At 59.9% G+C, this 26,741-nt stretch carries 23 protein-coding genes; 15 read left to right on the top strand and 8 right to left on the bottom strand.

Going from position 1 to position 26,741, the window contains the following annotated elements; genetic code table 11:
• The 3 genes from AGR13A_RS25055 to AGR13A_RS07775 all read left to right on the top strand — a co-directional run.
• Positions 1 to 220, top strand: a 220-nt coding sequence (locus AGR13A_RS25055; RefSeq protein ID WP_208612390.1) for a hypothetical protein, incomplete at its 5' end; no start/stop codon positions are given.
• An 81-nt stretch (positions 221 to 301) separates the two neighbouring features.
• Positions 302 to 2,815: a GcvT family protein gene (locus AGR13A_RS07780; RefSeq protein ID WP_080834580.1), complete on the top strand. Its 2,514-nt coding sequence runs from the start codon at positions 302 to 304 to the stop codon at positions 2,813 to 2,815.
• 156 nt (positions 2,816 to 2,971) lie between these two features.
• Complete coding sequence (locus AGR13A_RS07775; protein ID WP_003495796.1) at positions 2,972 to 3,805, top strand: response regulator; 834 nt, start codon at positions 2,972 to 2,974, stop codon at positions 3,803 to 3,805.
• Between the two features lie 13 nt (positions 3,806 to 3,818).
• Here AGR13A_RS07775 and AGR13A_RS07770 read toward each other — a convergent pair whose 3' ends face one another.
• The gene (locus AGR13A_RS07770; protein WP_080836664.1) at positions 3,819 to 5,375 is read right to left on the bottom strand and encodes a phospholipase D family protein; all 1,557 of its coding nucleotides are present in this window, start codon (positions 5,373 to 5,375) and stop codon (positions 3,819 to 3,821) included.
• 169 nt (positions 5,376 to 5,544) lie between these two features.
• On the opposite strand from AGR13A_RS07770, the gene AGR13A_RS07765 reads away from it, so the two are divergent.
• Genes AGR13A_RS07765 through AGR13A_RS07755 form a run of 3 tightly spaced genes read left to right on the top strand, consistent with a single transcriptional unit; the run spans position 5,545 to position 6,866 of the window.
• Positions 5,545 to 5,859 carry an ArsR/SmtB family transcription factor gene (locus tag AGR13A_RS07765; RefSeq protein WP_035223222.1) on the top strand — a complete coding sequence of 105 codons (315 nt, stop codon included), beginning with the start codon at positions 5,545 to 5,547 and terminating at the stop codon, positions 5,857 to 5,859.
• On the top strand, positions 5,856 to 6,215 hold the full coding sequence (locus AGR13A_RS07760; RefSeq protein WP_080834578.1) for an SRPBCC family protein: 360 nt from the start codon (positions 5,856 to 5,858) through the stop codon (positions 6,213 to 6,215). Before AGR13A_RS07765 ends, AGR13A_RS07760 begins: the two co-directional genes overlap by 4 nt.
• Positions 6,216 to 6,257: 42 nt before the next feature.
• Positions 6,258 to 6,866, top strand: coding sequence for an ATP-dependent Clp protease proteolytic subunit (locus tag AGR13A_RS07755; protein ID WP_080834576.1), 609 nt, complete (start codon positions 6,258 to 6,260; stop codon positions 6,864 to 6,866).
• A gap of 9 nt (positions 6,867 to 6,875) precedes the next feature.
• Here AGR13A_RS07755 and AGR13A_RS07750 read toward each other — a convergent pair whose 3' ends face one another.
• Together AGR13A_RS07750 and parE are read right to left on the bottom strand one after the other, a co-directional pair.
• Entirely contained in the window at positions 6,876 to 7,766 is an 891-nt protein-coding gene (locus AGR13A_RS07750) for an NAD-dependent epimerase/dehydratase family protein (RefSeq protein WP_080834574.1), read from the bottom strand.
• 67 nt (positions 7,767 to 7,833) lie between these two features.
• The gene (gene parE, locus AGR13A_RS07745) at positions 7,834 to 9,954 is read right to left on the bottom strand and encodes a DNA topoisomerase IV subunit B (RefSeq protein WP_080834572.1); all 2,121 of its coding nucleotides are present in this window, start codon (positions 9,952 to 9,954) and stop codon (positions 7,834 to 7,836) included.
• A gap of 224 nt (positions 9,955 to 10,178) precedes the next feature.
• Between parE and AGR13A_RS07740 the strand changes: the two genes are divergently transcribed.
• From AGR13A_RS07740 to AGR13A_RS07725, 4 genes are all read left to right on the top strand, one after another.
• The gene (locus AGR13A_RS07740) at positions 10,179 to 11,060 is read left to right on the top strand and encodes an alpha/beta fold hydrolase (RefSeq protein ID WP_080834569.1); all 882 of its coding nucleotides are present in this window, start codon (positions 10,179 to 10,181) and stop codon (positions 11,058 to 11,060) included.
• Positions 11,061 to 11,266: 206 nt separating this feature from the next.
• Entirely contained in the window at positions 11,267 to 12,037 is a 771-nt protein-coding gene (gene tpiA / locus AGR13A_RS07735) for a triose-phosphate isomerase (RefSeq protein WP_080834568.1), read from the top strand.
• A gap of 115 nt (positions 12,038 to 12,152) precedes the next feature.
• Positions 12,153 to 12,611, top strand: a complete 459-nt coding sequence (secG, locus tag AGR13A_RS07730; protein ID WP_035223455.1) for a preprotein translocase subunit SecG — start codon at positions 12,153 to 12,155, stop codon at positions 12,609 to 12,611.
• 159 nt (positions 12,612 to 12,770) lie between these two features.
• Positions 12,771 to 14,399, top strand: coding sequence for a CTP synthase (locus AGR13A_RS07725; protein ID WP_035223457.1), 1,629 nt, complete (start codon positions 12,771 to 12,773; stop codon positions 14,397 to 14,399).
• Positions 14,400 to 14,598: 199 nt separating this feature from the next.
• Here the strand turns inward: AGR13A_RS07725 and AGR13A_RS24525 are convergent, their stop codons facing one another.
• On the bottom strand, positions 14,599 to 14,808 hold the full coding sequence (locus AGR13A_RS24525) for a hypothetical protein (protein ID WP_139786031.1): 210 nt from the start codon (positions 14,806 to 14,808) through the stop codon (positions 14,599 to 14,601).
• Between the two features lie 341 nt (positions 14,809 to 15,149).
• Positions 15,150 to 16,541 carry a class II fumarate hydratase gene (fumC, locus tag AGR13A_RS07720; RefSeq protein WP_080818713.1) on the bottom strand — a complete coding sequence of 464 codons (1,392 nt, stop codon included), beginning with the start codon at positions 16,539 to 16,541 and terminating at the stop codon, positions 15,150 to 15,152.
• A gap of 502 nt (positions 16,542 to 17,043) precedes the next feature.
• Here fumC and AGR13A_RS07715 point away from each other — a divergent pair.
• Entirely contained in the window at positions 17,044 to 18,900 is a 1,857-nt protein-coding gene (locus tag AGR13A_RS07715; RefSeq protein WP_080834566.1) for a L,D-transpeptidase family protein, read from the top strand.
• Between the two features lie 71 nt (positions 18,901 to 18,971).
• Here the strand turns inward: AGR13A_RS07715 and AGR13A_RS07710 are convergent, their stop codons facing one another.
• Both AGR13A_RS07710 and AGR13A_RS07705 read right to left on the bottom strand, forming a co-directional pair.
• The gene (locus AGR13A_RS07710; protein ID WP_080834563.1) at positions 18,972 to 19,532 is read right to left on the bottom strand and encodes a hypothetical protein; all 561 of its coding nucleotides are present in this window, start codon (positions 19,530 to 19,532) and stop codon (positions 18,972 to 18,974) included.
• A gap of 6 nt (positions 19,533 to 19,538) precedes the next feature.
• Positions 19,539 to 20,240, bottom strand: coding sequence for an HAD family hydrolase (locus AGR13A_RS07705; RefSeq protein WP_035223459.1), 702 nt, complete (start codon positions 20,238 to 20,240; stop codon positions 19,539 to 19,541).
• Positions 20,241 to 20,430: 190 nt separating this feature from the next.
• On the opposite strand from AGR13A_RS07705, the gene rpiA reads away from it, so the two are divergent.
• From rpiA to AGR13A_RS07685, 4 genes are all read left to right on the top strand, one after another.
• Positions 20,431 to 21,126, top strand: a complete 696-nt coding sequence (rpiA, locus tag AGR13A_RS07700; RefSeq protein ID WP_003495827.1) for a ribose-5-phosphate isomerase RpiA — start codon at positions 20,431 to 20,433, stop codon at positions 21,124 to 21,126.
• A 16-nt stretch (positions 21,127 to 21,142) separates the two neighbouring features.
• Complete coding sequence (locus tag AGR13A_RS07695; protein ID WP_035223246.1) at positions 21,143 to 21,712, top strand: DUF2059 domain-containing protein; 570 nt, start codon at positions 21,143 to 21,145, stop codon at positions 21,710 to 21,712.
• A gap of 210 nt (positions 21,713 to 21,922) precedes the next feature.
• On the top strand, positions 21,923 to 23,308 hold the full coding sequence (gor, locus tag AGR13A_RS07690; RefSeq protein ID WP_080834561.1) for a glutathione-disulfide reductase: 1,386 nt from the start codon (positions 21,923 to 21,925) through the stop codon (positions 23,306 to 23,308).
• Positions 23,309 to 23,557: 249 nt separating this feature from the next.
• Positions 23,558 to 24,934, top strand: coding sequence for a class II 3-deoxy-7-phosphoheptulonate synthase (locus AGR13A_RS07685; protein WP_080834559.1), 1,377 nt, complete (start codon positions 23,558 to 23,560; stop codon positions 24,932 to 24,934).
• 67 nt (positions 24,935 to 25,001) lie between these two features.
• Here AGR13A_RS07685 and AGR13A_RS07680 read toward each other — a convergent pair whose 3' ends face one another.
• Positions 25,002 to 26,741 carry a TadG family pilus assembly protein gene (locus AGR13A_RS07680; protein ID WP_080834557.1) on the bottom strand — a complete coding sequence of 580 codons (1,740 nt, stop codon included), beginning with the start codon at positions 26,739 to 26,741 and terminating at the stop codon, positions 25,002 to 25,004.

Raw genomic sequence — 26,741 nt, 5'->3', positions numbered from 1 at the left:
CGAGGATGTGCGGTCTGTCGCCTCCGCCCGGCGGGAGAGCAGCGGAGTAGGCAGGGCAGAGATCACCTGCGAGCTTGCCCCCTCATCCGACCCTTCGGGCCACCTTCTCCCCCTCTGGGAGAAGAAACGAGCGGTAAAGCTGCGCCACCTTCGTCCGGCATGCTCCGCATTTTCACGCCTGTCGCAGCACCTTATGGCCATGTCGCAATCAGGCGGCTGAACGGCCGCCGGGCGCTTCATATTCCTCCCATCGATTTGGCGGCACGGCAGGTTATGCCGGCGCTTTTTAGGGGTTCTGGAAATGAAGACACATGCACGGGCGGTGGTGATCGGTGGCGGCGTTGTCGGCGTCTCGACGCTTTATCATCTTGCCAAGAAGGGCTGGAGCGACAGCGTTCTCATCGAGCGCAAGGAGCTGACCTCGGGCTCCACCTGGCATGCGGCCGGTCTCCTGCCGCTGTTCAACATGAGCTACTCCGTCGGCCAGATCCACAAATATTCCGTGAAGTTCTATGAGGAGCTTCAGGAAGAGACCGGCATGAATGTCGGTTTTTCCAAGGTCTCCAACATACGTCTCGCCCGCACCAAGGATCGCTGGGACGAATATATGTATTATGCCGGCATTGCCGAGACCATCGGCGTGCGCGTCAACATGCTGACGCCGGAACAGGTGAAGGAAATCTGGCCGCTCTGCGAGACGGATGGCCTGCTTGGTGCCATCCAGCATCCCGATGACGGTTATATTCAGCCCGCCGACCTGACACAGGCATTGGCCAAGGGCGCGCGTGACCGCGGGGCGACGATCTATCGCAATACCACCGTCACCGCCATCGAGCAGCTGGAAGACGGTCACTGGAAGGTAACGACCGACAAGGGCGAGATCATCGCCGAACATATCATCTCCTGCACCGGCTCCTTCGCCCGCAAGACCGGTGAGATGGTCGGCATCAATATTCCGGTCATTCCGGTCGAGCATCAATATATCGTCACCGAGCCGCACCCGGCCATCCAGGAACGCCGCCGTCAGGGCCTGCCGGAAATGGGCGTGCTGCGCGAATCCGACTCGGCCTGGTATATGCGCGAGGAGGCCGGCGGCCTGATCCTCGGTCCTTATGAAGTCGGCGCGCCGGTCTGTTATGTCGACGGTCCTTCCGATGACAGCGAATATGAGCTGTTCCAGGAGGAGCTTGACCGCCTGATGCCGCATATCGAAACGGCGATGGTGCGCGTTCCGGCCTTCGGCGAAGTGGGTATCAAGAAGGTCTATAATGGCGCGATCGCCTATACGCCTGACGGCAACCCGATTGTCGGCCCCGCACCGGGGCTGAAGAATTTCTGGCTGAACGAAGGCCATTCCTTCGGCATCACCGCCGCCGGTGGTGCTGGCTGGCAGCTGGCCGAATGGATCGTCGACGGCGAGCCGACGCTCGACCTGATGGGGGTCGATCCGCGCCGCTTCGGGCCTTACGCTACGGAAGGCTATCTCATCGCCAAGAACGAAGAAGCCTATGCCAATGTCTTCACCATGCATTATCCGGACGAAGAGCGCTCCGCCGCGCGTCCGCTGAAGACGACGCCGGTTTATGACCGTCTGAAGAAGCTTGGCGGCGTGTTCGGCTCCGTTTATGGCTGGGAGCGTGCCAACTGGTATGCGCCGGAAGGTTATGCGCTGCGCGAGGAAGACCTTGGCGTGGGTGCCGATGTCATCACCAGCCACAACCACGCACCGGCTTTGGACGATGGTCGTATCGTCGAGAAATGGTCGTTCCGCCGTTCAAATTACTTCGAACATGTCGGCAATGAGGTGAAGAACGTCACCCAGAATGTCGGCGTGCTTGACATGTCGGCCTTCGCAAAAATGGAAGTCTCCGGCCCCGGCGCGCGTGCCTGGCTGGACAGCATTCTGGCCAACATCGTGCCGAAGAAGCGCGGCCGCATCGCACTGACGCATCTTCTGACGCCGAATGGCGGCGTGAAAGTGGAATTCACCGTTTATGAATGGGCTCCGGGCCGGTTCTACCTGGTTTCGGCCGGTGGTCTGGAGGCGCATGACCACGACGTGCTGCGCCGGCTTGCCCCGACCGACGGCTCCGTGGTGCTGCAGCCGATCACCCAGAAATACGGCGTGCTGGTGCTTGCCGGTCCGAAGTCGCGCGATCTTTTGAAAAAGCTGACCCGCACCAGCCTCGAGAACAAGGATTTCCCGTGGCTGACGGCAAAGCAGATTTCCGTCGGTGTTGCGACGGCGCATGCGCTGCGCGTCAATTTCGTCGGTGAATTGGGCTGGGAACTGCACCATCCGATCGAGATGCAGAACTACATTTTCGACCGGTTGATGGAAGCGGGCGCCGAATTCGGCATCAAGCCGTTCGGCATCCGCGCCATGGTGTCCATGTCGCTCGAAAAGTCCTATCGCAATATGGGGCGCGAGCTTTCGGTGGAATATAACGCGTATGAATCCGGCCTTGACCGCTTCCTGCGTCCGGAAAAGAGCTTCATCGGCCGCGATGCGCTGGTGGCCTACAAGGAGGCCGGGGTGAAATGGGTGTTCTCGACGCTGACCGTTACCGGCAATACGGATGTGGATGCGCGTGGGTCTGAAGCGATCTCCGACGAGAGCGGCGCTCTTGCTGGCCGTGTCACCAGTGGCGGTTTTGGCTGGCGCATCGGCAAGTCGATTGCGCTTGCCATGCTCAAACCGGAATATGCTGCGATTGGCACAAAGCTGAAAATCCGCATTCTCGGCACGCTTTATGATGCCGAAGTGGTGGAAGAAAGCCCGTTCGATACGGAGAATGCGCTGCTGCGCGCCTGAGACCGCTTCTATCCGCACTGACAATACGGCCCTTGCGGGCCGTATTTCCGTTTAGGTAAGCATGTGCGTAACTCGTTTGCCGGCAAAAGTGTCATTAATTATTCTGCAAAACGCGCCTGCTATTTTCCCTAAAATACGACGGGGGACTGGGGCAGGATGAATTTTCTCGGCATTACGGGCATGCAATATTCGGGCGTGCCTTTTACCAATAACCGCATTTTGCTTGCGGAAGACAGCAACGTTTTCACCCAGATGGTGAGCATGCGCCTGAAGGAGATGCTGGGCGTAACGGTGGAGGTGTGCCGCTCTTTTGAAGAGCTGCAGGCCTGTTATGAGCATTCGCCCGAACCGGTGACGCTGGCAATTTCCAACATCAACCTGCCGGGGGCGGAAAAGGGCGAGGCGCTGGAATATCTGATCGACCTTTCGATCCCGACCATCGTTTTCACCAGCACCTTCCACGAGGCGACCCGCGAGACGCTGATCGCCAAGGATGTGGTCGATTATATTCTGAAGGACAATATCTTCGCCGTGGACATGCTAACGGAATCCGTCTGCCGGTTCCTCACCAACCACCGCCACCATGTGCTGATCGTCGATGACAGCCCGACGGCGCGGGCGCTGCTTTCCAGCCGTCTGAAACGCTATAATTTCCGCGTCAGCCTCGCCGATAGCGGCGCCAAGGCGCTCGAAATATTGAAGGCCAACCCCGACATCGGGCTGGTAGTGACGGACTATAACATGCCGGATATTGACGGTTTCGAACTGACGCGGCGCATTCGCACCGTGCGTGGGTCGCATGAGCTGCGCATCATCGGCGTTTCCTCTTCCACCAACCGGCTGCTGTCGGCCCGGTTCCTGAAGGCGGGCGGCAATGATTTCATGCTGCGGCCCTTCATCGACGAGGAATTCTACTGCCGCGTGAACCAGAACCTCGATACGCTGGTGCAGATACAATTGGCCAAGGCCGGGGTGAGACCCGCAGCCTGACCGGCGTTCATTCTCACAGCTGTGATTCAAGCGGCAGGATGCGCATGATACCGGCGATGATCCGACGGCTGATGGCAGCGTCGGGTTCGCGCCGGTATATTTTTGGCTGACCCTGTTCTTCCGTCATCCAGAGGAGACGGTTGTCATTGTCCATACCCAGCTCGAAACTCATCATGCGGCGGATTTCATCGGAGAATATCTCGTCCATGCGGGCAACCAGCGGGGCTGAGTTGAAGACGACGCCCATTTCGGTGTTGAGCGAGGCGGAGCGCGGATCGAAATTGAGCGAGCCGATATAGCCGGTCTTGCCGTCGCGGGTGAAGGCCTTGGTGTGAAGGCTTGCCTGTCCCGAACCACGTAGCGTGAAGCTGCCCTGGTCCGCCTGGGAGCGTAATTCATGCAGGTTCACGCCGCCCAGCAGAAGCGGTTTTCGATAACGGGCGTAACCGGCATGAACGGCTGCCACATCGGTTGCGGCCAGCGAATTGGTGAGGATGGCGACCGACACGCCGCGCTCTGCCAGATCCAGGAAAATGTCCACGCCCTGTTTGCCGGGAATGAAATAGGGGGAGGTGATGTGCAGGCTCTCGCTTGCCGCCTGCATCAGCGGCAGCAGGCTTTCCATCAGGAAATTATGGCCCTTGCGGCGTTTTCCCGCTGCTTTCTCCGGCGGATCGGCAAGCACATCGGCGGTATCGACCCAGTGAAGGCGATCCGACATCAGGAAATGGCCGCTGCCATACTGGCTTTCGACGCGCTCCAGATAGGGTTTGGCGGCCTCGCTTTGCGGCAGGGCGTCGAGCTCGCGTCGCAATCTCGCAAGCTTGCTCGGTCGTCTTGCCAGAAGCGAGCGCACCGGCACGGAAACCGCGCTGTTCCAGTAGTCGTCGAAGATTTCGGTGGCATCGGTAACGATCCTGCCGAAACCGAGCACATCGAAATCGTGGAAATTCGCCCGCTCGGCGGCATCGAAATAGGCATCGCCAATATTGCGCCCGCCGACGATGAGCGCGCGTCCATCGGCAATCCACGCCTTGTTGTGCATGCGCCGGTTGACGCTTCGGAAGCGCAGGATGAGTTCCAGGCTGCGATAGAGAATGTTTTCCCGCGCTCTTGTTGGATTAAACAGCCGCAGTTCGATATTGGGGTGGCTGTCGATGGCGTGGAAGATGCGGTCGGAGATCGAAACGCCGAGATCATCCAGAAGCAGCCTTACACGCACGCCCCGGTCGGCGGCGGCGATAACTTCGCGCATCATCAGCCGCCCGGTAAGATCGGCATTCCACATGTAATACATGAGATCGAGGCTGCGTCCCGCCGCGCGTGCAGCCGCCACGCGCACCGCAAAGGCATCAAGGTTGGAATGCAGCAGGCAGAGCGCGTTTTTTTCGCTCCAGCCGTTCCGTATCGACTGCCAGTGCCGGTCAAGCCGGGTTTTATCCTCCGCAACGGGCAGGGCGGCGGAGGGGCGCTTGGGAATGGCTTTTTCCCGCTGCTTGCCGATGACGACAAACAGGCCCGATCCGATGACCAGGAGAAGAATGGCAATGAATACCGTAAATGCAGTCACTTGTTTTGATCGCTCCCCCGCCTGAAGATTATCAGGCCGGATGAAAACGCGCGAGGGCATAAAGCGTTCACGGCCGGAGAGAATATCGGTTTCCAAAAAAGCCGGCTCGCAAGACGGATAAGAGACCCCGGGGCTTGTGAGTCGCATAAGTGTGTGCTTATGTGTTGGCATGACAGAGAACGATATTTTCCGGGCGCTGGCCGATCCGACACGGCGCGCCATTTTCGAAAAGCTGGCGGATGGCGCCATGAACGCTTCTGCTTTGCGCGAAGGGATCGAGATCAGCCAGCCGGCCATGTCGCAGCACCTGTCGGTCCTGCGCGGGGCGGGGCTTGTGGTTGAAAGGCGGCAGGGCCGTTTCGTCAATTACGAGGTCGATCCGGACGGGCTGACGCGCATTGCGGCATGGCTCGGCAAATACCGCGCCTATTGGCCAGAGCGCATAGAGGCTCTCAAGCTCCTGCTGAAGGATATGGATCAATGAACAGGCAAATACCCGAAGCGCCGAAAAACGATTTAGAGCTTGAATATGATCTTGATGAGCCGCCGCAGAAGGTCTGGCGCGCAATCAGTATTCCGGCATTTCGCGAGCACTGGTTGCCGCAGGAAACCCTGGCGGAACCGGAGGCGGTCAATGTCACGCCCGGTGAGGAAGTCTGCTACAGGTTGCGGGAGAATGTTCCGCCATTTCTGGAAAGCACCGTCACCTTCAGGATCGCATCGAATGACCGTGGCGGCACGAGCCTGCGGGTCATTCATGCGTTGCCGGTCACCAGGCCCGGCCGGATGACGAAGGCCGCCGCAAACCACAACGGTTCGCCGATCAAGCTCGCGGCCTGATCCGACCCGTTCCCCGACATTCTTAACGACAGGAGTTCGCCGATGCGCGAAGCGATGCAACTCGTCCCTATGGTAGTCGAACAATCGTCACGGGGAGAAAGGTCTTTCGACATTTATTCCCGCCTGCTGCGGGAAAGGATCATTTTTCTCAACGGCGAGGTGAACGATACGGTTTCGGCGCTGGTCTGCGCGCAATTGCTGTTTCTCGAGGCGGAAAACCCCAAGAAACCGATCCATCTCTATATCAATTCGCCGGGCGGTGTGGTGACCAGCGGTCTCGCCATGTATGACACCATGCATTATATCCGCGCACCGGTTCATACACTGTGCATGGGAACAGCCCGCTCCATGGGATCGTTTCTGCTGATGGCGGGTGCACCGGGCGAGCGGAGCGCCCTTCCCAATGCCAGCATCCACATTCATCAACCGCTGGGCGGTTTCCAGGGACAGGCGTCGGACATGCTGATCCATGCCGAGGAGATGCGGCTGACCAAGCACCGCATGACGCGGCTTTATTCCGAACATTGCAAACACAGCTATGAAAAATTCGAAGCGGCCATGGACCGGGATTTTTTCATGACGGCGGAGCAAGCTCTGGAATGGGGCCTGATCGATCGCATTCTGGGCGTTCGTGAGGAGGTCGCGGCATAAGGCCGAACGTTATTCGGATTTCCTGCTGATATTGGCGCCCACGGGCAGGACCTCCAGACTGCGCCGGTCCAATTGTGCAAGTACCTCGCCGAAGCCGAAGCGGGATGTCCAGCCCAGACCCTCTGCGGCGCAAGCGGGTGAGTAGATCCGGTCAATCGTTGCCGGCAGCGCCCATTCCCTTTGCGTGAAAGCGTCGGCGAGGGCCGGGGTCCGCTGCCGGAGAACGGAAGCGGCATCCTCGGCGAGGCTGTCGCAGTCATCGGCGGAAAACGGGGTGGCTGCCGATATGATATAGCGCTGGAAATCGTCTCCCGCATTGGTCAACGCCAGCACATGGGCATCGGCGACATCGCGAATATCGACGCTGCGATGTAGCCGGTAAGCCGCCATCACGTCGGCGGGCTCCGGGAAACTTCTGGACATGCGAAGCACGCGCACGGCGAGATGCGGGCCCGCCATCGCCTCCAGCATCTGCTCGGCTTCGAGTTTGGTGCGATGATAGATGCTTTTCGGCCGGGGCGGCGTCTTTTCATCGATGAAGGTGCAGGCCCCTGCGGAAACCGCGTGTCCGTAAAGCGCCGTGGTGCTGGTGAAAACCAGCTGCGGCACGCCCGCCGCCATTGCCGCTTCCGCCACCATACGGGTTCCCTCGACATTGATGCGCTGGAATTCCGTGTCCGGGACAATGCCGACATGCGGGGCGTGGAGTGCTGCCGTATGGATCACCGCATCCGCCTGTTCGAAAGCGGAGCGCAGGAGCGCCTCGTCCGCAAAATCGCCGACGATATGGGTGGTGGAAAAGGGGGAACGATCCATGCCGGTGACATCGTGCCTGCCGGCAAGGGCGCTGAAAATAGCGCGGCCGACCCGACCGGAGCTGCCCGTCAGCACAATCCGCATGATGTTGCCTCCACATCAACACAAAAGGCAGCGCCATGCGCTGCCTTTCAACGGTTCATCCGGACGATCAGATATCCAGATTATCAGCGAAGGCCGCCCGTTCCTGAATGAAACGGAAGCGGGCATCGGCCTTGGTGCCCATCAGATTGTCGACGGCCTCGCGGGTGCCTTCGAAATCCACATCATCAATCTCGACACGCAGCAGGGTGCGCTTTTCGGGATCCATGGTGGTCTCCTTCAGCTGCTGGGCCATCATTTCGCCGAGGCCTTTGAAGCGGCCGATTTCGACCTTCTTGCCCTTGAACATGGTTTCCATCAGCTCGGCGCGGTGGGCGTCGTCGCGGGCATAGGCGCTCTTGGCACCCTGACGGATGACGTAGAGCGGCGGCACGGCGAGGTACAGGTGATTGCCGCGAATGAGTTCCGGCATTTCCTGATAGAAGAAGGTGATGAGCAGCGAGGCGATATGGGCGCCATCGACATCGGCATCGGTCATGATGATGATGCGCTCGTAACGCAAATCTTCTTCGCGGTACTTGGTGCGGGTACCGCAGCCGAGCGCCTGGATGAGATCGGCGATCTGCTGGTTGGCCGAGAGCTTTTCGCGGCTGGCGCTGCCGACGTTGAGGATCTTGCCGCGCAGCGGCAGGATGGCCTGATTGGCGCGGTTACGCGCCTGCTTGGCCGAGCCGCCCGCCGAGTCACCCTCGACGATGAAAAGTTCCGCATTTTCCGCCGTGTTCTGGGCGCAGTCCGCGAGCTTGCCGGGCAGGCGCAGCTTGCGCACTGCGGTCTTGCGGTTGACTTCCTTTTCCTTGCGGCGGCGCAGGCGCTCTTCGGCGCGCTCGATCACCCAGTCGAGCAGCTTTGCCGCTTCGCCCGGATTGCCGGCGAGATAATGGTCGAAGGGATCGCGCAGCGCGTTTTCGACGATGCGCTGGGCCTCGACGGTGGCGAGCTTGTCCTTGGTCTGGCCGACGAATTCCGGCTCGCGGATGAAGACGGAGAGCATGCCGGCGGCGGAGATCATCACGTCGTCGGTGGTGATGTCCTTGGCGCGCTTGTTCTGCGTCAGATCCGCGTAGTTCTTCAGGCCCTTGGTGAGCGCAATGCGGAAACCGGCCTCATGCGTGCCGCCTTCCGGCGTGGGAATGGTATTGCAATAGGAATGGATCTGCGTGTCGCCGCCATACCAGGTTACTGCCCATTCGAGCGCACCGTGGCCGCCGGTCTTTTCCGTGCGTCCGGAGAAAATCTCGCGGGTGACTGTGAATTCCTTACCGAGCGTGGCGGCAAGATAATCCTTCAGGCCGCCGGGGAAATGGAACACGGCCTTTTCGGGGATTTCACCGCCGGCCGGGACCATGCCGGGATCGCAGCTCCAGCGGATTTCGACGCCGCCGAAGAGATAGGCCTTCGAGCGGGCCATGCGGAAGATGCGGGCCGGTTCGAACTTGGCGTGATCGCCGAAGATCTGCGGATCGGGATGGAAACGCACGCGGGTGCCGCGGCGATTGTGCACGTCGCCCAGTTCCTCGAGCCCGCCGATCGGTGCGCCACGCGAAAAGCGCTGGCGGTAAAGCTTGCGGTTACGCGCCACTTCCACTTCCAGAAGATCGGACAGCGCATTGACCACGGATACGCCGACGCCGTGCAGGCCGCCCGATGTCTCATAGGCCTTGCCATCGAATTTGCCGCCGGCATGCAGCTTGGTCATTATGACTTCGAGCGTCGACTTGCCCGGCACCTGCGGGTGGTTTTCCACCGGAATGCCGCGGCCATTGTCGGTGACTGTCAGGAAACCTTCGGCATCGAGATGGACCTCGATGAAATTGGCGTGGCCGGCGACGGCTTCGTCCATGGAGTTGTCGATGACTTCGGCGAAGAGATGGTGCAGCGCCTTCTCGTCGGTGCCGCCAATATACATGCCGGGGCGCATGCGCACCGGTTCCAGCCCTTCGAGCACGCGGATCGAGGAGGCGCCGTAGTCGTCACCGGAAGGAGACAAGGGCGCGGGCGGGGCAGGCGGCGTGACGGCCGCAACGGCTGCGGGTTTCGGCTGCACATTCGCGTTGGCGGCTGCGGTCGCCGGGGCATTTACGGCTTTCACCGTATCCTCGTTCGTTTCCGTTTCGCTGTTTCGTGCTGCCGGAAGACCGGAGAAGAGATCGTTGCTGTCGTCCATCATGTCCAAAGTTCAAAGTCGTGTGTCAGAATTTCGCCATGCGAATCATTATGCCAGTAGCGTCAATCATAACGCCAAACGCGGTTCCCGTCCGATTCCAGTGGGGCCGTCTGGCAAACGCAGCGCATCCTATGCCACGATTGTGTCAGGGTTTCGCAACAGGAGGATTGCGCTGGCGAGGTTGCAATGGCAAGTCTCGCAGCCACGAATGAACGGTTAGCCAAGGCATGTCCACAGCTCATTTCACGTTTTGTACTCTTTTTAGCCTGACTGTTGCGGCCATGCCGGTTGCGGCCTTTGCCTCCGACGGGCCGCTGCGCCCCTTCAAGGATGAGCTGTTTTCCGCCCAGACGGTGCTTTCCACGGCCGATGGCGGCGCTTCAGAAGTCGTCGACTATCAGGAAATGCGCGACATTAACGGCCGCGACGAGGTGCCCGAGCGGCGGGTGAACCGGCAATATGTCGATATGACGCCGAAGAAGGCGCAGGCGCTGGAAAGTGTTTCCGTTGAGGGCAGGGCGCTTGAGGTCGGCCGCGTCGGGCCGGCAAGCGGGCAGGCCTTCACGGTCATCTTCATTCACGGGCGCGGCGGCGACCGGCGGCTCGGCATGAACGACTATACGTTCGGCGGCAATTTCAACCGGCTGAAAAATCTGGCCGTCGCCAATGGCGGCACCTATTATGCGCCGAGCGTGCGCTCCTTCGATGAGAACGGCGTTGCCGATATCGCGGCGCTGATTGCCGATGCGGCCAAAAAATCGGGCGGCAAGCCTGTCGTGCTGACCTGCGCTTCCATGGGCAGTTTCATCTGCTACGGCATCAGCCGCGACAAGGCCGCCGTTGCAAACCTCAAGGGAATGGCGATCCTCGGCGGTGCGGTCGATCCTGATTTCCCCAAGAGCGTTTTTGCCAGGGCAAAAAAGCCGGTGTGGTTCACCCATGGCAGCGCCGACAAGGTTTATTCGGCCGATCAGCAGGCGACCATTTTTCGCAGTTTGCTGAAATCCGGTGAGCCCGCTCGATTTACGCGATATGAGACCGGCAGCCACGGTACACCTGTGCGCATGACCGACTGGCGGGCGGTCTTGAACTGGATTTTGAGCCGCTGAGGCCGCCATTTGGGTCAGGATTGGCAAATTTTGCGATTCTGCCCGCCGTTTTGAACCTTCAGGCCGCTTTTTTGTACCATTTGTTGACGGCTGCGTTTAAAGGAATATCCCGGGATTTCCGGCAGGGTTTCTGTCGTGATTAAGGGCCGCTCGCGGCAGAGGGGCGCCGCCGAAGGCGGCCTCAAGACAAAGGGAATGGGATACGCATGACGCCGAATGTTCGACCGCTTGTTGCCGGAAACTGGAAGATGAACGGCACCCGTGCCTCGCTTGATCAGATCAAGGCCATGGCAGAGGGCGTCAAGGGCGCGCTGTCCGAAAAGGTGGATGCGCTGATCTGCCCGCCTTCGACGCTGCTTTATGTCGCCACGGCGCTGTGCGATGACAGCCCGCTGATGATCGGTGGACAGGATTGCCACCAGAACGCATCGGGCGCCCATACCGGCGATATTTCCGCCGAGATGATTGCCGACTGCTTTGGCACCCATGTCATCGTCGGCCATTCCGAGCGCCGCACCGACCATGCCGAAACCGATCATCTGGTGCGTGCCAAGGCTGTTGCCGCCCATCAGGCCGATCTCATCGCCATCGTCTGCATTGGCGAGACGGCGGATGAGCGCAAGGCGGGCCAGACGCTCGACATTCTCAAGCGCCAGCTGGCCGGCTCGCTGCCGGATGAGGCAACCGCGGAAAACACCGTCATCGCCTATGAGCCGGTCTGGGCGATCGGCACCGGTCTTACCCCGACCACGGAAGATGTGCGAGAAGCGCATGCCTTCATGCGCGACGAGCTCGTCAAGCGCTTCGGCGATGCCGGCAAGACCATGCGCATTCTCTATGGCGGCTCGGTAAAGCCGGCCAATGCGCTGGAACTGATGGGCGTCGAGAATGTCGATGGCGCGCTGATCGGCGGCGCCAGCTTGAAAGCCTCGGACTTCCTGTCCATCTATGCGGCATATGAGCAACTGACGGCCTGAGACCAGCTTTCCTGTCACAGGGGTTGGAAAGGGGCTTGGAATAAACCTTCGCCTCATGTAAAGAGCCGCGAAACCTTCTTTGTAGTGCTCCGCGCGGGGCATGGAATGGATTGTCATGCAGACCGTTTTGATTGTTATTCACCTCATGATCGTGCTGGCGCTTGTCGGCGTGGTCCTGATTCAGCGTTCCGAAGGCGGCGGCCTCGGTATCGGCGGCGGTTCGGGCTTCATGTCCGCGCGCGGAACGGCCAATGCGCTGACCCGCACCACGGGCATCCTCGCCGCGCTGTTCTTCCTGACGTCGCTCGGGCTTGGTCTTCTGACCCGCTACGAAGCGCGCCCGACCGATATTCTGAACCGTATTCCGGCAACGCAGGGCCAGGGCAACGGCATTCTCGACACGCTTGGCCCGGCGACGACGCCCGCAACACCGGCTCCGGCTGGAAATGGCGTTCCGACCAATAATGGTGCAGCAGCGCCCGCGCAGACGGCTCCGGCTCCTGCCGCGTCCGGCACTGCCGCCCCGGCACCGGCGCAGCCCGCCGATCCGAACGCAGTACCGACCGGTCAATAAGCCCGGTTTCGATTTAACGCTCCGGCAGGCCAAAAGCCTGCCGGTTTTCTTTTGTGTGCATTTCGCCGCATCCCATTGCCAATTCGTCAACAGCGAATTTGCAACAGCATGAAATTTGGGCTGGCGGAATCAGAGGTAAAAAGGTATCCGGTGAATCCCATGGCGCGATATGTATTCATCACAGGCGGCGTGGTCTCCTCTCTAGGTAAGGGCATCGCCGCGGCAGCACTCGGAGCTTTGTTGCAATCCCGTGGTTATCGGGTGCGGCTTCGTAAACTTGACCCCTATCTGAACGTCGATCCCGGCACCATGAGCCCGACACAGCACGGCGAAGTGTTCGTGACGGATGACGGTGCCGAGACGGACCTCGACCTTGGCCACTATGAACGCTTCACGGGGCGTTCGGCCACCAAGACCGACAACATCACCACCGGTCGCATCTACAAGAACATCATCGACAAGGAACGGCGCGGCGACTATCTCGGCGCAACGGTTCAGGTCATTCCGCATGTCACCAACGAGATCAAGGATTTCGTGATCGAAGGCAATGACGATTACGACTTCGTCATCTGCGAGATCGGCGGCACGGTGGGTGACATCGAGGCGATGCCGTTCATGGAAGCGATCCGCCAGCTCGGCAACGACCTGCCGCGCGGCACGGCGATCTATCTTCACCTGACACTGATGCCTTACATTCCGGCAGCTGGCGAGCTGAAGACCAAGCCGACCCAGCATTCCGTGAAGGAACTGCAGGCGCTCGGCATTCACCCCGACATTCTGCTGGTGCGCGCCGACCGGGAAATCCCGGAAGCGGAACGACGCAAGCTTTCGCTGTTCTGCAACGTGCGTCCTTCCGCCGTCATCCAGGCGCTGGATGTGGCGAATATCTATGACGTTCCGATTGCCTACCACAAGGAAGGCCTCGATTCGGAAGTGCTGGCCGCTTTCGGCATCGAGCCGGCGCCGAAGCCGCGTCTGGAACAGTGGGAAGAGGTTTGCAACCGTATCCGCACGCCGGAAGGCGAAGTGACCATTGCGATCGTCGGCAAATATACCGGCCTCAAGGATGCCTATAAGTCGCTGATCGAGGCGCTGCATCACGGCGGTTTTGCCAACCGCGTCAAGGTGAAGCTCGAGTGGATCGAGTCGGAAGTCTTCGAAAAGGAAGATCCGACGCCCTATCTCGAAAAGGTCAACGGTATTCTGGTGCCCGGCGGCTTCGGCGAGCGCGGTTCAGAAGGCAAGATCATGGCGGCGCAGTTCGCGCGTGAGCGCAACGTGCCCTATTTCGGCATCTGCTTCGGCATGCAGATGGCGGTCGTGGAAGCGGCCCGTCACCTCGCCGGCATCGAAAATGCCTCCTCGACCGAATTCGGTCCGACCTCCGAGCCGGTCGTCGGCCTGATGACCGAATGGGTGAAGGGCAACGAGCTGGAGAAGCGTTCCTCCAAGGGCGATCTCGGCGGTACGATGCGTCTCGGCGCCTACAAGGCGGCGCTGAAGAAAGACACCAAGATTGCCGATATCTACGGCACCACTGACATTTCCGAGCGCCACCGTCACCGCTACGAGGTGAATGTGGACTACAAGGACCGGCTGGAAGAATGCGGCTTGGTCTTCTCGGGCATGTCTCCGGATGGCGTCCTGCCGGAAACGGTGGAATATCCTGACCACCCGTGGTTCATCGGCGTTCAGTACCACCCGGAACTGAAGAGCCGCCCGCTCGACCCGCATCCGCTTTTCGCCAGCTTTATCGAAGCGGCGGTGGAACAGAGCCGGCTGGTTTGACGGTTTGAATGAGATGAAGAGGGCCGCTTTTGCGGCCCTTTTTTATTGCGGAAATCGAATAGCTCTCTTCCGTCATGAAGAACTTGATCCGGCGTCCAGCCACGGCGCGGTATAATGATCTTTGCGTAGTAAAGTTTGTCGCCATCAGCTTCAGGCGTTGACTGCTATGCAGAGGTTGACAGGTGTTGATCGCGTATTCTTATTCTGCTGCAAGCGACGTGTGGGTTGCCCAATATAATGAGACTTCGTGTCGCCCTTTTCCATAATCAAAATAATTCACCGGAATACCAGCCGCGCGCTTGGCATCCATCTCGGCCTTTCGTTCCGCGATGCATGCGTTATCGAGCATTGAGGCGACTTTTTGCGGATCTTTGTTTGAAACGAGATATGCTTTTGTGGTCCGCTCCAAGCACTTGCCCAATGCGCTCCCGGCCGAGATGACGCGGCGTATTTCTGGGGTATTGTAGGGCGAACGTGTATTACACGACGCTAGAGCCAGTACGAGGCTCAGGATAATTCCCGTATATCTCAATGTAATCCCCGCTCAGATTGAAGCTTAGTTGAGTATCAGCCCTACCATTGAGGCGCATATTTCAACACCGCAATCGAAAATCATCACCTAATAATCGCCCCATAATCCACCTCGCCAAAGTGGATATTGAATCAGCTTCGGCTTGCACCGTCACTTCTCTGCCCAAAGCAAAAACGGGCCCGAAGGCCCGTTCTGCATTCCACCAGAATCCAAACCGATTATTTCGGCCCGATCATGTTTTCCGGGCGCACATACTGGTCAAATTCCTCGTTGGTGAGGTATCCGCCACCAACGGCCTCGTCGCGCAGCGTCGTGCCGTTCTTGTGTGCCGTCTTGGCGATCTTGGCGCAGATGTCGTATCCGAGCTTGCTGTTCAGCGCAGTGACGAGCATCAGCGAGTTTTCGACGCCCTTCTTGATATTGTCCTCGCGGGCCTCGATGCCGACGACGCAATTGTCGGTGAAGGAGACGGCCGCGTCGCCCAGAAGCTGGACCGACTGCAGGAAGTTGTAGGCCATCATCGGGTTATAGACGTTGAGCTCGAAGTGGCCCTGCGAACCGGCGAAGGACAATGCTGCATTGTTGCCGAAGATGTGGGCGCAGACCTGCGTCAGCGCTTCCGACTGGGTCGGGTTGACCTTGCCCGGCATGATCGACGAGCCGGGCTCGTTTTCCGGCAGCGAGAGCTCGCCGAGACCGGCGCGCGGGCCGGAACCGAGGAAGCGGATGTCGTTGGCGATCTTGAACAGCGCAGCGGCCGCCGCGTTGATCGCGCCATGCGAGAAGACCATGGAATCGTGCGAGGCGAGCGCCTCGAACTTGTTCGGCGCGGTCACGAAGGGCAGACCGGTGATCTTGGAAATTTCCTCGGCGACCTTTTCGGCGAAGCCGATGGGAGCGTTGAGGCCCGTGCCGACGGCGGTGCCGCCCTGGGCGAGCTTGGAGAGCGCGGGCAGGGTGGTTTCGATGTTGGCGATGGCGGAGGCGACCTGCGCGGCATAGCCGGAGAATTCCTGGCCGAGCGTCAGCGGGGTTGCATCCTGCGTGTGGGTGCGGCCGATCTTGATGATCTTTTCGAACTGCTTGACCTTGGCTTCCAGTGCCTTGTGCAGGTGCTTGAGAGCCGGCAGCAGGTGGTGAACGATTTCTTCCACGCAGGCGATGTGCATCGCGGTGGGGTAGGTGTCGTTCGAGGACTGGCTCATATTGACGTGGTCGTTCGGGTGAACGGGCTTCTTGGTGCCCATTTCGCCGCCGAGCATTTCGATGGCGCGGTTGGAAATCACCTCATTGGCATTCATGTTGGACTGGGTGCCGGAGCCGGTCTGCCAGACGACGAGCGGGAAATGCTCGGTCAGCTTGCCGTCGATGACTTCCTGTGCGGCGGCAATGATGGCGTCGCCGACCTTGGGGTCGAGGCCTGCCAGCGCCATGTTGGCACGGGCGGCTGCCTGCTTGACGATGCCCAGCGCACGAACGACAGAGGCGGGCTGCTTTTCCCAGCCGATCTTGAAGTTGCCGAGCGAGCGCTGCGCCTGCGCGCCCCAATAGCGATCGGCCTGAACTTCAATGGGTCCAAATGTATCGGTTTCCGTCCGTGTGGCTGTCATCAATCTTGCCTTTTTACTTGTTTTCCTCCGCCAAAACGGCGCCTTCGCCCGCCTTGCGCGGCCGATATATAGAATCATCGCGCCGGCAATGAAAGCGCTGCAATGCGGTAGAGGCAGATATTTCCGGTCGTGCAAAAGCGATTCCGGGGTGCGGATCGCCTAAGGGAGAAAAAGGCCGCGGCGTGTCATTTTTACTACGTCCTCAAATGGCCGGAAAACCGGTGTTTCAGGAGCGGGCGGGGCGCTTGGCCGCCTGTGGCAAAGTTAATGAAATAAATAGAAATTTAACCATTCTCGCCAATTCTGGAAATTACGTTTTTACGGCTTTGGCTGTATCATAAGGTTCATTTCGGCATGGTTGTGGGCTTTGGGCGTTTTCTTTTCAACGGGCCGTCGATCGGCTAGACAGGCATGAAACTGATGCCCGCCGTTTGACTGGCGGTGCTGGGGTGCTACGAGGATCAAATTGCAAGTCACTTCTGGAAAATCATCGGCAGCGCTGGTGCTGGCTCTCGGTCTTTGCGTCTCTACCGCTCTTCCCGGCAGCGCCGGCGCGGTAACGCTGATGGACCTTCTGCGCGGCGGCCCGGGCAAGGTTGCGCGCGATCGCGGTGAGTTGCCGCCGGCCGGCATCGTCACATCGCCGTCGGTTTCAGGACCGAGCGCCGATGCCTCCGATCCCGAGCCCCTGCCGCGCGTTTCTGGCCCGCGTTATTACGATTACAAGGCGGATACGGCCCGTGCGGTGAATACGGCGAATTTCGGCGAGGGTCTCGCCAATCTGAAGTTCAGCGCCACGCCCGAAATCGCCAAGGCGCTCGAAGCCTATTATGGCGCCGGCGGCAAGACGCTTTGGGTTTCCGAAGGCGAACTGACAGAGCGTGCAAACGCCACCATCGCTTTCTTTGAAACGGTTGGTGAAAGCGGCCTTGATCCGGCCGATTACAGCATTTCCGCACCGGCAAAAGACGTGACCGCCAGCATCAGCAGCAATGCAGCCGGTACGACGGCCACGGGCACACCGGTGGAAACGGCCTCCGCGTCGGCCTCCGATGCCTATCAGCGGGCGCAGATGCAGTTCGAGCTGGCGCTCTCGGCCAAGGTTCTGGCCTATGTGCAGGACACCACCCGTGGCCGCGTCGATCCGAACCGGCTGTCGGGCTATCATGATTTCAAGCGCAAGACGGTGAACCTCGCTCCCGTGCTGAAACTTGCGGGCTTGAGCCCTGACGTTGCCGCCTATCTGCGCAGCCGTGAACCGTCCAGCACCGAGTATCTTGTGTTGAAGGCGGAACTAGCACGCCTGCGCGGTGAGGGCGATGCGGCGCATGTCGTGCGCGTTCCGGCTGATCTGGTGCTGAAGCCCGGCAATAGCAGCGCGGATATGGCCAATGTCGTCAAGGCCATCGAACACCGCGCTTCGCCCGCCTTCAAGGCCGAACATGCGGCCATCATTTCCGCTTATCAGCAGACGCCTGACTATACGCCCGATCTCGTTGATCTGGTGAAGGCGTTCCAGAGCGAGAACGGTCTGAAGCCGGATGGCGTCATCGGCCGCGCCACCGTGCGTGCCATGGTCGGCGAAAGCAATGATGCGAAGATAGCCAAGGTACAGGTGGCGATGGAGCAGGTCCGCTGGCTGCCGGCCGATCTCGGCCAGCGCTACGTCTTCATCAACCAGCCCGCTTTCATGGCCTATTACCACAATGAGGGCAAAGAACAGTTCGGCATGAAGGTCGTGGTCGGTTCCAAGGCCAACCAGACCTATTTTTTCCAGGACGAAATCCAGACTGTCGAGTTCAACCCTTATTGGGGCGTGCCGCAGTCTATCATCGTCAACGAGATGCTGCCGAAGCTGCGCCGCGACCCATCCTATCTCGACCGGCTGGGCTACGAAGTGCAGGTGGGCGGCCGTGCGGTCTCCTCCACCAGCGTCAACTGGTACGGCTCGACCAATGCGGTTTCGGTTCGCCAGCCGCCAAGCAGCGACAATGCGCTGGGCGACCTGAAAATCCTGTTCCCCAATGCGCATGCCATCTACATGCACGATACGCCCGCCAAGAGCTTCTTCAACCGCGACATGCGGGCGCTGAGCCATGGCTGTATCCGCCTGGTCGAGCCGCGCCGCATGGCGGCTGCCGTTCTCGGCACCAGTGTCGAAAAGGTTGGCGAGCAGATCGCGTCTGGCAAGAACCGCGCCGTGCAGGTGCCGGAGAAGGTTCCGGTCTATGTGGCCTATTTCACCGCCTGGCCGGACAAGGATGGCAAGGTGCAGTTCTTCGACGATGTCTATGACCGTGATAGCTATGTGCAGAAGGCGTTTGCCGTGACGACGAAGGCGCGGGCTGCGTCGATCTGATCCAGCATACGATCAAGAGAAAAGCGCCGGAAACGGCGCTTTTTTACTTCTGCGGATTCTGGCGCTGCTGGCTAGGCCTTGAATAGTGTGAACGCCAGTTCGCCGTTGCTATCGAGCAGGTTGGCTTGTCTTAGTGCGTCTTCCATCGGTGACTTGCGGACGAGCAATTCATAGAAGACCAGATGAATGAAAAGCGATGTCGCCGCGCCTTCAGGATAATCTGCCGACGCTACATAGGCGCTCGCGCCGCCTTCTATGAAGGCCTTGGCAAAAGCCTCGGACCCCGTACAGCAGGCGGTGCTAAAAATGACGGTGTCCCGCAGATCGACATTGCCGGTGAGCGCTGCGGCGGGCATGCTGCCATGCCGCAATTCCATCCGGGTCACGTCCGGATCGAATTCGCCCACCACAAGCCCGTTTTCATCGCCATGGCCGCTGATAATGAGATAGGGTGGCGGGTTCTCGGGCTGTTTCAAGCACACCAGAATATCTTCCGGTGTGCCGGGAAGATGCAGCCGGACCGATGCGCCAAGACTCTCCAGCATCGCTCTCACAAGCAGCGCTTCGCCCGTGTCGCCAACGGCGACGATGCTGACAGCGGTGCGGGGGAAGAAGAAATTGTGATCAACCACGGCTGTTTACGCCGCTGCGTCGCGTCCGGTCAGCAGTCGGCCCACCAGGTCGGGCGTCAGCGCGGCGAAATCGTCGATCACCACATCCGGTTCGAGTTCAACCATCGGCACATCCGAATAACCGAAGGTCACGCCAATCGACGGGACGGCGGCGTTCCTGGCGGCGAGAATGTCGTTGATGCTGTCGCCGACCATGATGGAGCGCTGGATATCGCCGCCGGCTTTTTCGATGGTGCCGAGAATATGGCGGGCATCCGGCTTGCGGAATTCGAACGTATCGCCGCAGGTGATGGCGGCGAAATATTGGGTGAGGCCTAGCTTTTCGAGCAGCGGCAAAGCGAGGATTTCCGTCTTGTTGGTGCAGACGGCAAGCGTGATGCCGGCGGCCGACAGAGCATCCAACGTGTTGATGATGCCGGGATAGGGGCGGCTTTCGCCGGGCATCTCGGCGCGGTAATGGGTGATGAAGCGCTCGTACAGCGGTTCCAGCTCGGCTTCCGGCAGTTCTGTCTCGCGAAGCGCGAAGGCGCGCTTGATCATCACACGCGCGCCCTGGCCGACGAGGTGCGTCAGGTCCTCATAGGTGACGGGGGCAAGCCCGGCGACGGCAATCGTGTGATTGAGGCTCGAGACCAGATCGGCGGCGGTATCGACCAGCGTGCCGTCGAGATCGAAAATGGCGAGTGGGGAGAGCGGGCGGGATGTCACGGAAACGGGCCTCTTAGGTATGCTTCTGGTGAAGCTATCGGTGCTTTCATTCGCGCCAAGCCTAGGCAAACGGCCTTGTCTTTGCAACCGCACCACAACGTTCTGTTCGTTGGCTTGAAAAAGGCTTTCGTTTGGCTTTCGACCCGTGTAAACAGCACGGCGACGACAAAGCTACCGGAGTTTCAGGCACATGGATGCCCGCCAGATGAAGATCAAGGCCGCCGAGGCCGCATTGTCCCATGTTCAAGACGGGATGCGGCTTGGTATCGGCACGGGTTCAACGGCTGAGGAATTCGTGCGGCTGCTGGCGGAAAAGGTTGCCGCCGGTCTGAAAGTCGAGGGCGTACCGACCTCCGAGCGTACCGCACGGCTGTGCGTGGAACTCGGCGTGCCGCTGAAATCCCTCGACGAGTTGCCGGAACTGGATCTGACCATTGACGGCGCCGATGAGGTGGACCATGCGCTGCGGCTTGTGAAGGGCGGCGGCGGCGCGCTTCTGCGCGAAAAGATCGTGGCGGCGGCATCTGCCCGCGTGATCGTGATTGCCGACCAGAGCAAGGTGGTGGAGACGCTCGGCGCCTTTCCGCTGCCCATCGAAATCAACCCGTTCGGCCAGGTGGCGACCCGGATCGCCATCGAGAAGCTGGCGGCGCGGTCCGGCCTTTCGGGCACGCTGACGATGCGTTCGTCTGGCGATGGCGCCTTCATGACGGATGGCGGACACCTTATTCTCGACGCATCTTTTGGCCGTATTCCTGATGCAGAAGCGCTAGCACGCGAGCTGAACACTATCCCCGGTGTTGTCGAGCACGGACTTTTCATAAATTTGGCATCGCTTGCCATTATCGCGGGACCTGAAGGCGCCCGCGTGATGCAGGCAGTATAACAGGAGCGAGATTTTCATGATCAAACTAGCGGGACTGGGCAAAGCTGCCGCTGCTTCGATCCTTATTTCCGGCATCGTGTTCGGTACTGCCGCACGCGCTCAGGAAATTTCGGAAGCGCATATTGCTGCCGCACGGCAGGCGATCGCCTCTCTTGGCGTAACCGACCGTTTCGATGACATCCTGCCGGGTCTGGCGGAGCGTCTGAAGGCCGAACTCATTCAGGCATCGCCGAATGTTCAGGACGCGATCACCGAGACCGTCGATGCCAAGGCGCTCGAGCTTGCGCCGCGCCGCGCCGATCTGGAGCGTGAGGCTGCACTCACCTATGCGCGCGCCTTCACCGTTGAAGAGCTGAACGCCATTTCCACCTTCTACAGCAGCGAAGCCGGCAAGAAGCTTCTGAAGGACGGCCCGATCGCCACGCGCGAACTGATGAAGGCTGCCGATATCTGGGCCGCCGGCATCAACCGCGACCTGAACGCTTCCAGCATGACCGAACTGCAGAAGGTTGCCGGCGCTGACCTCAAGCCGCTTCCGGCCGATCAGAACGCCACGGGCGGCGCTCCGGCGGCTCCCAAGCCCTGATTGAATGAACAGGCTGAGCATCGGACCGGAAAGTGTAATGCGGTTTCCGGAGAATCCGATGCTTAGTCAAAAAAACTATCTTCAGAAATATTCAAAGCCCGGTCGCAAGACCGGGCTTTTCATTTGTGCGTTGCAGCACCTATATGTGCCGTGAAGACGCCACCGTTCGCCTTGAGGCTGATGGCGTCGTTTTGATCAGGGGTTTTGACTATGACAGCTTATGACTACGATCTTTTCGTCATCGGTGGCGGCTCCGGCGGCGTGCGCAGCGGCCGCGTGGCGGCCTCGCTCGGCAAGCGCGTGGGGATTGCTGAAGAATACCGCTATGGTGGAACCTGCGTCATTCGCGGCTGCGTGCCGAAGAAGCTGCTCGTCTACGCCTCGCAATTCCCTGAGCATTTCGAGGATTCGGAAGGATTCGGCTGGAGCGTCGGTGAACGCAGCTTTGACTGGAAGAAGCTGATCGCGGCGAAGGACAAGGAAATCACCCGTCTCGAAGGGCTCTACCGCAAGGGTCTGGAAAACGCCAAGGCCGATATTTTCGACAGTCGGGCGGAATTGGTCGACGCCCATACCGTGAAGCTGACGAAAACCGGCGAGACCTTCACGGCCGAGCGTATCGTGATTGCCGTCGGCGGCACGCCGAACGAGCACAGGGCGCTGCCCGGCCATGAGCTGACGATCTCGTCCAACGAGGCTTTTGACCTGGAAGAGCTGCCGAAGTCGATCCTGATTGCCGGTGGCGGTTACATCGCGGTCGAATTTGCCAATATCTTCCATGGGCTCGGCGTCGAAACGACCCTGATCTACCGTGGCAAGGAAATCCTGTCGCGTTTCGATCAGGACATGCGCAAGGGTCTGCACGAGGCCATGGAGGCCAAGGGCATCAAGATATTGCTCGGCGATGTCATCGAAGAAGTGACGAAGGGTGAGGGCGCATTACAGGCCCGCACCAAGAACCACGGTACTCTTTCCGTCGAGACGGTGATGCTGGCGCTCGGGCGCGATCCGAACACGAAAGGTCTGGGTCTCGAAAACGTCGGCGTGAAGCTGGATGCGCGCGGCGCGATCATCGTCGACGACTATTCGCGGACCAACGTTCCGAATATCTTCGCGCTGGGTGACGTCACCGACCGGGTACAGCTGACCCCGGTGGCGATCCACGAGGCCATGTGCTTCATCGAAACCGAATACAAGAACAACCCGACCAAGCCGGATCACGAGCTGATTGCGACGGCGGTGTTCTCGCAGCCGGAAATCGGAACTGTCGGTCTTTCGGAAGAGGAAGCGGGCAAGAAATATCCGGAACTGGAAGTCTATCGCGCCCAGTTCAGGCCGATGAAGGCGACGCTTTCCGGCCGTCAGGAAAAGACGATCATGAAGCTGATCGTCAATGCCAGCGACCGCAAAGTTGTGGGCGTGCATATTCTCGGCCACGAGGCGGGCGAGATGGCGCAGCTTCTCGGTATCACGCTGAAAGCCGGCTGCACCAAGGATGATTTCGACCGTACCATGGCGGTTCATCCCACAGCCGCCGAGGAGCTGGTGACGATGTATTCGCCGAGCTACCGCGTGGTGAATGGCGAGCGCGTGTAGCCCTGACGCAAGCGTGATATAATCGCGCGTCAAAATTGCCCGTCGCCCCCGAAACAGACGATTTTCGGGTGGGGGCGGGTTTGTTAAATCGTTTGAATTGACTTTTATGCGCTTGAGACGCTCAAAACGGGCGGATTGAGCGGTATGGCGCCGGGATCGGCTATGCAAAGGCGATGCATGGAGCTATAAGCCGCTCAATTTTTCGAGGCGGTCGCGCGGCAGTCGCGTGGTCGAAAAAAGGGTAAGGACATGGCACAGAATTGGACACCCGGCAGCTGGCGGCAGAAACCGATCCAGCAGGTTCCCGAATATCCTGACGCGGCAGAGCTTGCGGCAACGGAAGCCACGCTTGCGACCTATCCGCCGCTGGTTTTTGCCGGTGAAGCCCGCCGCCTGAAAAAACAGCTTGCCAATGTGGCTGAAGGCAACGCCTTCCTGCTGCAGGGCGGCGATTGCGCCGAAAGTTTCCTTGAGCATGGCGCGGACAATATCCGCGACTTCTTCCGCGCTTTCCTGCAGATGGCCGTTGTGCTGACCTATGGCGCGCAGCTGCCCGTCGTGAAGGTTGGCCGCATTGCCGGTCAGTTCGCCAAGCCGCGCTCTTCCAACGTGGAAGCGCAGGATGGCGTGACGCTGCCGTCTTACCGCGGCGACATCATCAACGGCATCGAATTCAACGAGGCCTCACGCATTCCGAACCCGGAGCGTCAGCTTGACGCCTATCGCCAGTCGGCGGCGACGCTGAACCTGTTGCGCGCCTTCGCAATGGGCGGTTATGCCAACCTTGAAAACGTTCATCAGTGGATGCTCGGCTTCATCAAGGACAGCCCGCAGGCGGACCGTTACCGCAAGCTGGCCGACCGGATTTCCGAAACCATGGATTTCATGAAAGCGATCGGCATCAGCGCGGAGAACAATCCGAGCCTGCGCGAGACCGATTTCTTCACCAGCCATGAGGCCCTGCTGCTGGGTTACGAAGAGGCGCTCACCCGCGTCGATTCCACCTCGGGCGACTGGTACGCCACCTCCGGCCACATGATCTGGATCGGTGACCGCACGCGTCAGCTTGACCATGCGCATGTGGAATATTTCCGTGGCATCAAGAACCCGATCGGCCTGAAGTGCGGTCCGTCTCTGACGCCAGACAATCTGATCGAGCTGATCGATGCGCTGAACCCGGCGAACGAGGCTGGACGCCTGACGCTGATTTGCCGTTTCGGTCATGACAAGGTGGCGGACAGCCTGCCGAAGCTCATCCGTGCGGTTGAGAAGGAAGGCCGCAAGGTCGTCTGGTCCTGCGATCCGATGCATGGCAACACGATCACGCTCAACCACTACAAGACGCGTCCGTTCGAGCGCATTCTGTCGGAAGTCGAAAGCTTCTTCCAGATTCACCGCGCCGAAGGCACGCATCCGGGTGGCATCCATATCGAGATGACCGGCAAGGACGTGACGGAATGCACGGGCGGCGCGCGCGCCGTGACGGCGGATTCGCTGTCCGACCGTTACCACACCCATTGCGATCCGCGTCTTAACGCCGATCAGGCGCTGGAACTGGCCTTCCTTCTGTCGGAGCGCATGAAGAGCGGCCGCGACGAGAAGCGCCTGGCGATTGCCAACGCCTGATATTAAAGCCTTAAACGAAAAAAGCCGCCGGGAGACCATCCGGCGGCTTTTTCATGCGCGGTGCTGACTATTGCACCAACGCCGGCTGCTGGCACCGAACATCCGTGACCCGTACATCGGCCTCGCCGATCTTGACGCCGAGAACCAGAAGCACGTTGTAGAGCAGCTGATCGACCGGAGCCGTGACCACGGAAAGCGTATTCGCAAGTGCGGCCTGGATTCCCGCCAGTCCTCCCAGATCGAGGTTGAGGAAGAGGAGCCTGATATCCAGATCGAGGTTCTTCAGCAGGGAACTGACGAGAGTGGTAACGGTGTCCTTGGTGGAGACGCTCTTGATCTTTGCCTGGGTGATATCCGACTGCGTGAAAGTCAGCTTGGTTTTCTTCATGTTGGTGGCATTGATGAGGGCGCTGCCATTGATGGCGAGCAGTGCAGAATCCACGATTGCTGTCTTGGTGACGCGCGGGTCCTTGCCGAAATTGGCGAAGGCCGAGGTATCGACATTACCGAGGGCGATTTCCGCGACACCGGGGACGACCTCGACATCGACGGTTCCCTGTCCGCCGCCCGTGCAGCGAATATCGGCAAGCCGCGCTTCGGCATGGGCGACTTCCACATAGAGCGGAACATTGACCTTCAGGCCGGCAATCGCCTGAAGCCCATCGACCACGACATTGACCGCCAGCCGGGTTTGCGCGGTACGGACCACGGTGCCCGGACCGCCGACGGCGAGTGACGGCGTTTCGACAGGTGGTTCACCGATGGCAAGCGTTGCCTTGACCGAGGCGAGACCCAGCAGGTTGGCGTTGAGATTAAGCGCCAGCTGGTTGCCGCCATTGCCCGCCACGGCGGCGGCATTGATGAGATCGAAGACACCAGCCGTGACCTTGAGGTTTTCGCCGCTGCCGATCAGCTTGTCGGAGAATGGCCCGAGATTGAGGATTTCCTCGAGCTTGAGCTTGATGTTGCTCTTGTTGACGGTTTTTTGTAGCGCAGTCAGAATGGTGGCGACAGCCGGCTGCAGGCCGGTGGTCTTCGTCAGCGCATTCAGGAACTGGCCATAGGTGATTTCCGTTTTCAGAACATCCTTGTAGGTGCCGGCGGTGAGTTTGAGATCGACGGCCAGCGCCTCGACGACATGCAATGCGTTGACATCGGCAGCAAGCAGCGCCTGGTAGTCCATAAGTTTAAGCGAAACCGTGGTGCCGAGCAGGCCGCCGAGCAGGCTGTTCAGGATTCCATCGTCGAGGCTTGCGAGCCGCGATCCCACCGAAAATGCGGCGATCTTCTGGGACGAGGCGGTTCCGACCGCCGAAACCTTGGGCGGGGTGGTGAAGGCGGATGCGAAGAATATCTGCCCCTTCTCGACGATGTTCACTTTGATCGCATTGGTGGGCAGGGCGTTTTCGACAAAACGCTGGTCGACGGGAATGGTCGCATCGGGTTCATAATGCCCCTTGATGACCTGGGCATAACCCTTGCTGCTGGCAAATTCGTTCAAGGGATCGAAGGGCTTCAGACCCGCTGGGGTCAACAGGCCCTGCGCCGTCTTGACGCCGAGATCCATGCCGTTAAGGGCGAAATATTGCTGCACCGCCTTTTCGGCTTCGGCGGCATTGGCGGCGGCCGATATGGCTGCGAGATCGGCGGTCTGCTGCAATTGCCGTTTTTGCAGGGTCAGATAGCCGTAATCGACGCCGAGCGCCAATATGCCGATGAAAAGCGGCGCGGTAAGCCCGGCCGAGATGGCGATGTTGCCGGCCCGATCCTTCAGGAAAGCGGGAAGCAGGGAATGGATAGTCCGCAT

It is taken from the genome of Agrobacterium genomosp. 13 str. CFBP 6927 (assembly GCA_900012615.1).
GTDB lineage: Bacteria > Pseudomonadota > Alphaproteobacteria > Rhizobiales > Rhizobiaceae > Agrobacterium.
This window is presented reverse-complemented; position numbering and strand designations above follow the sequence as displayed.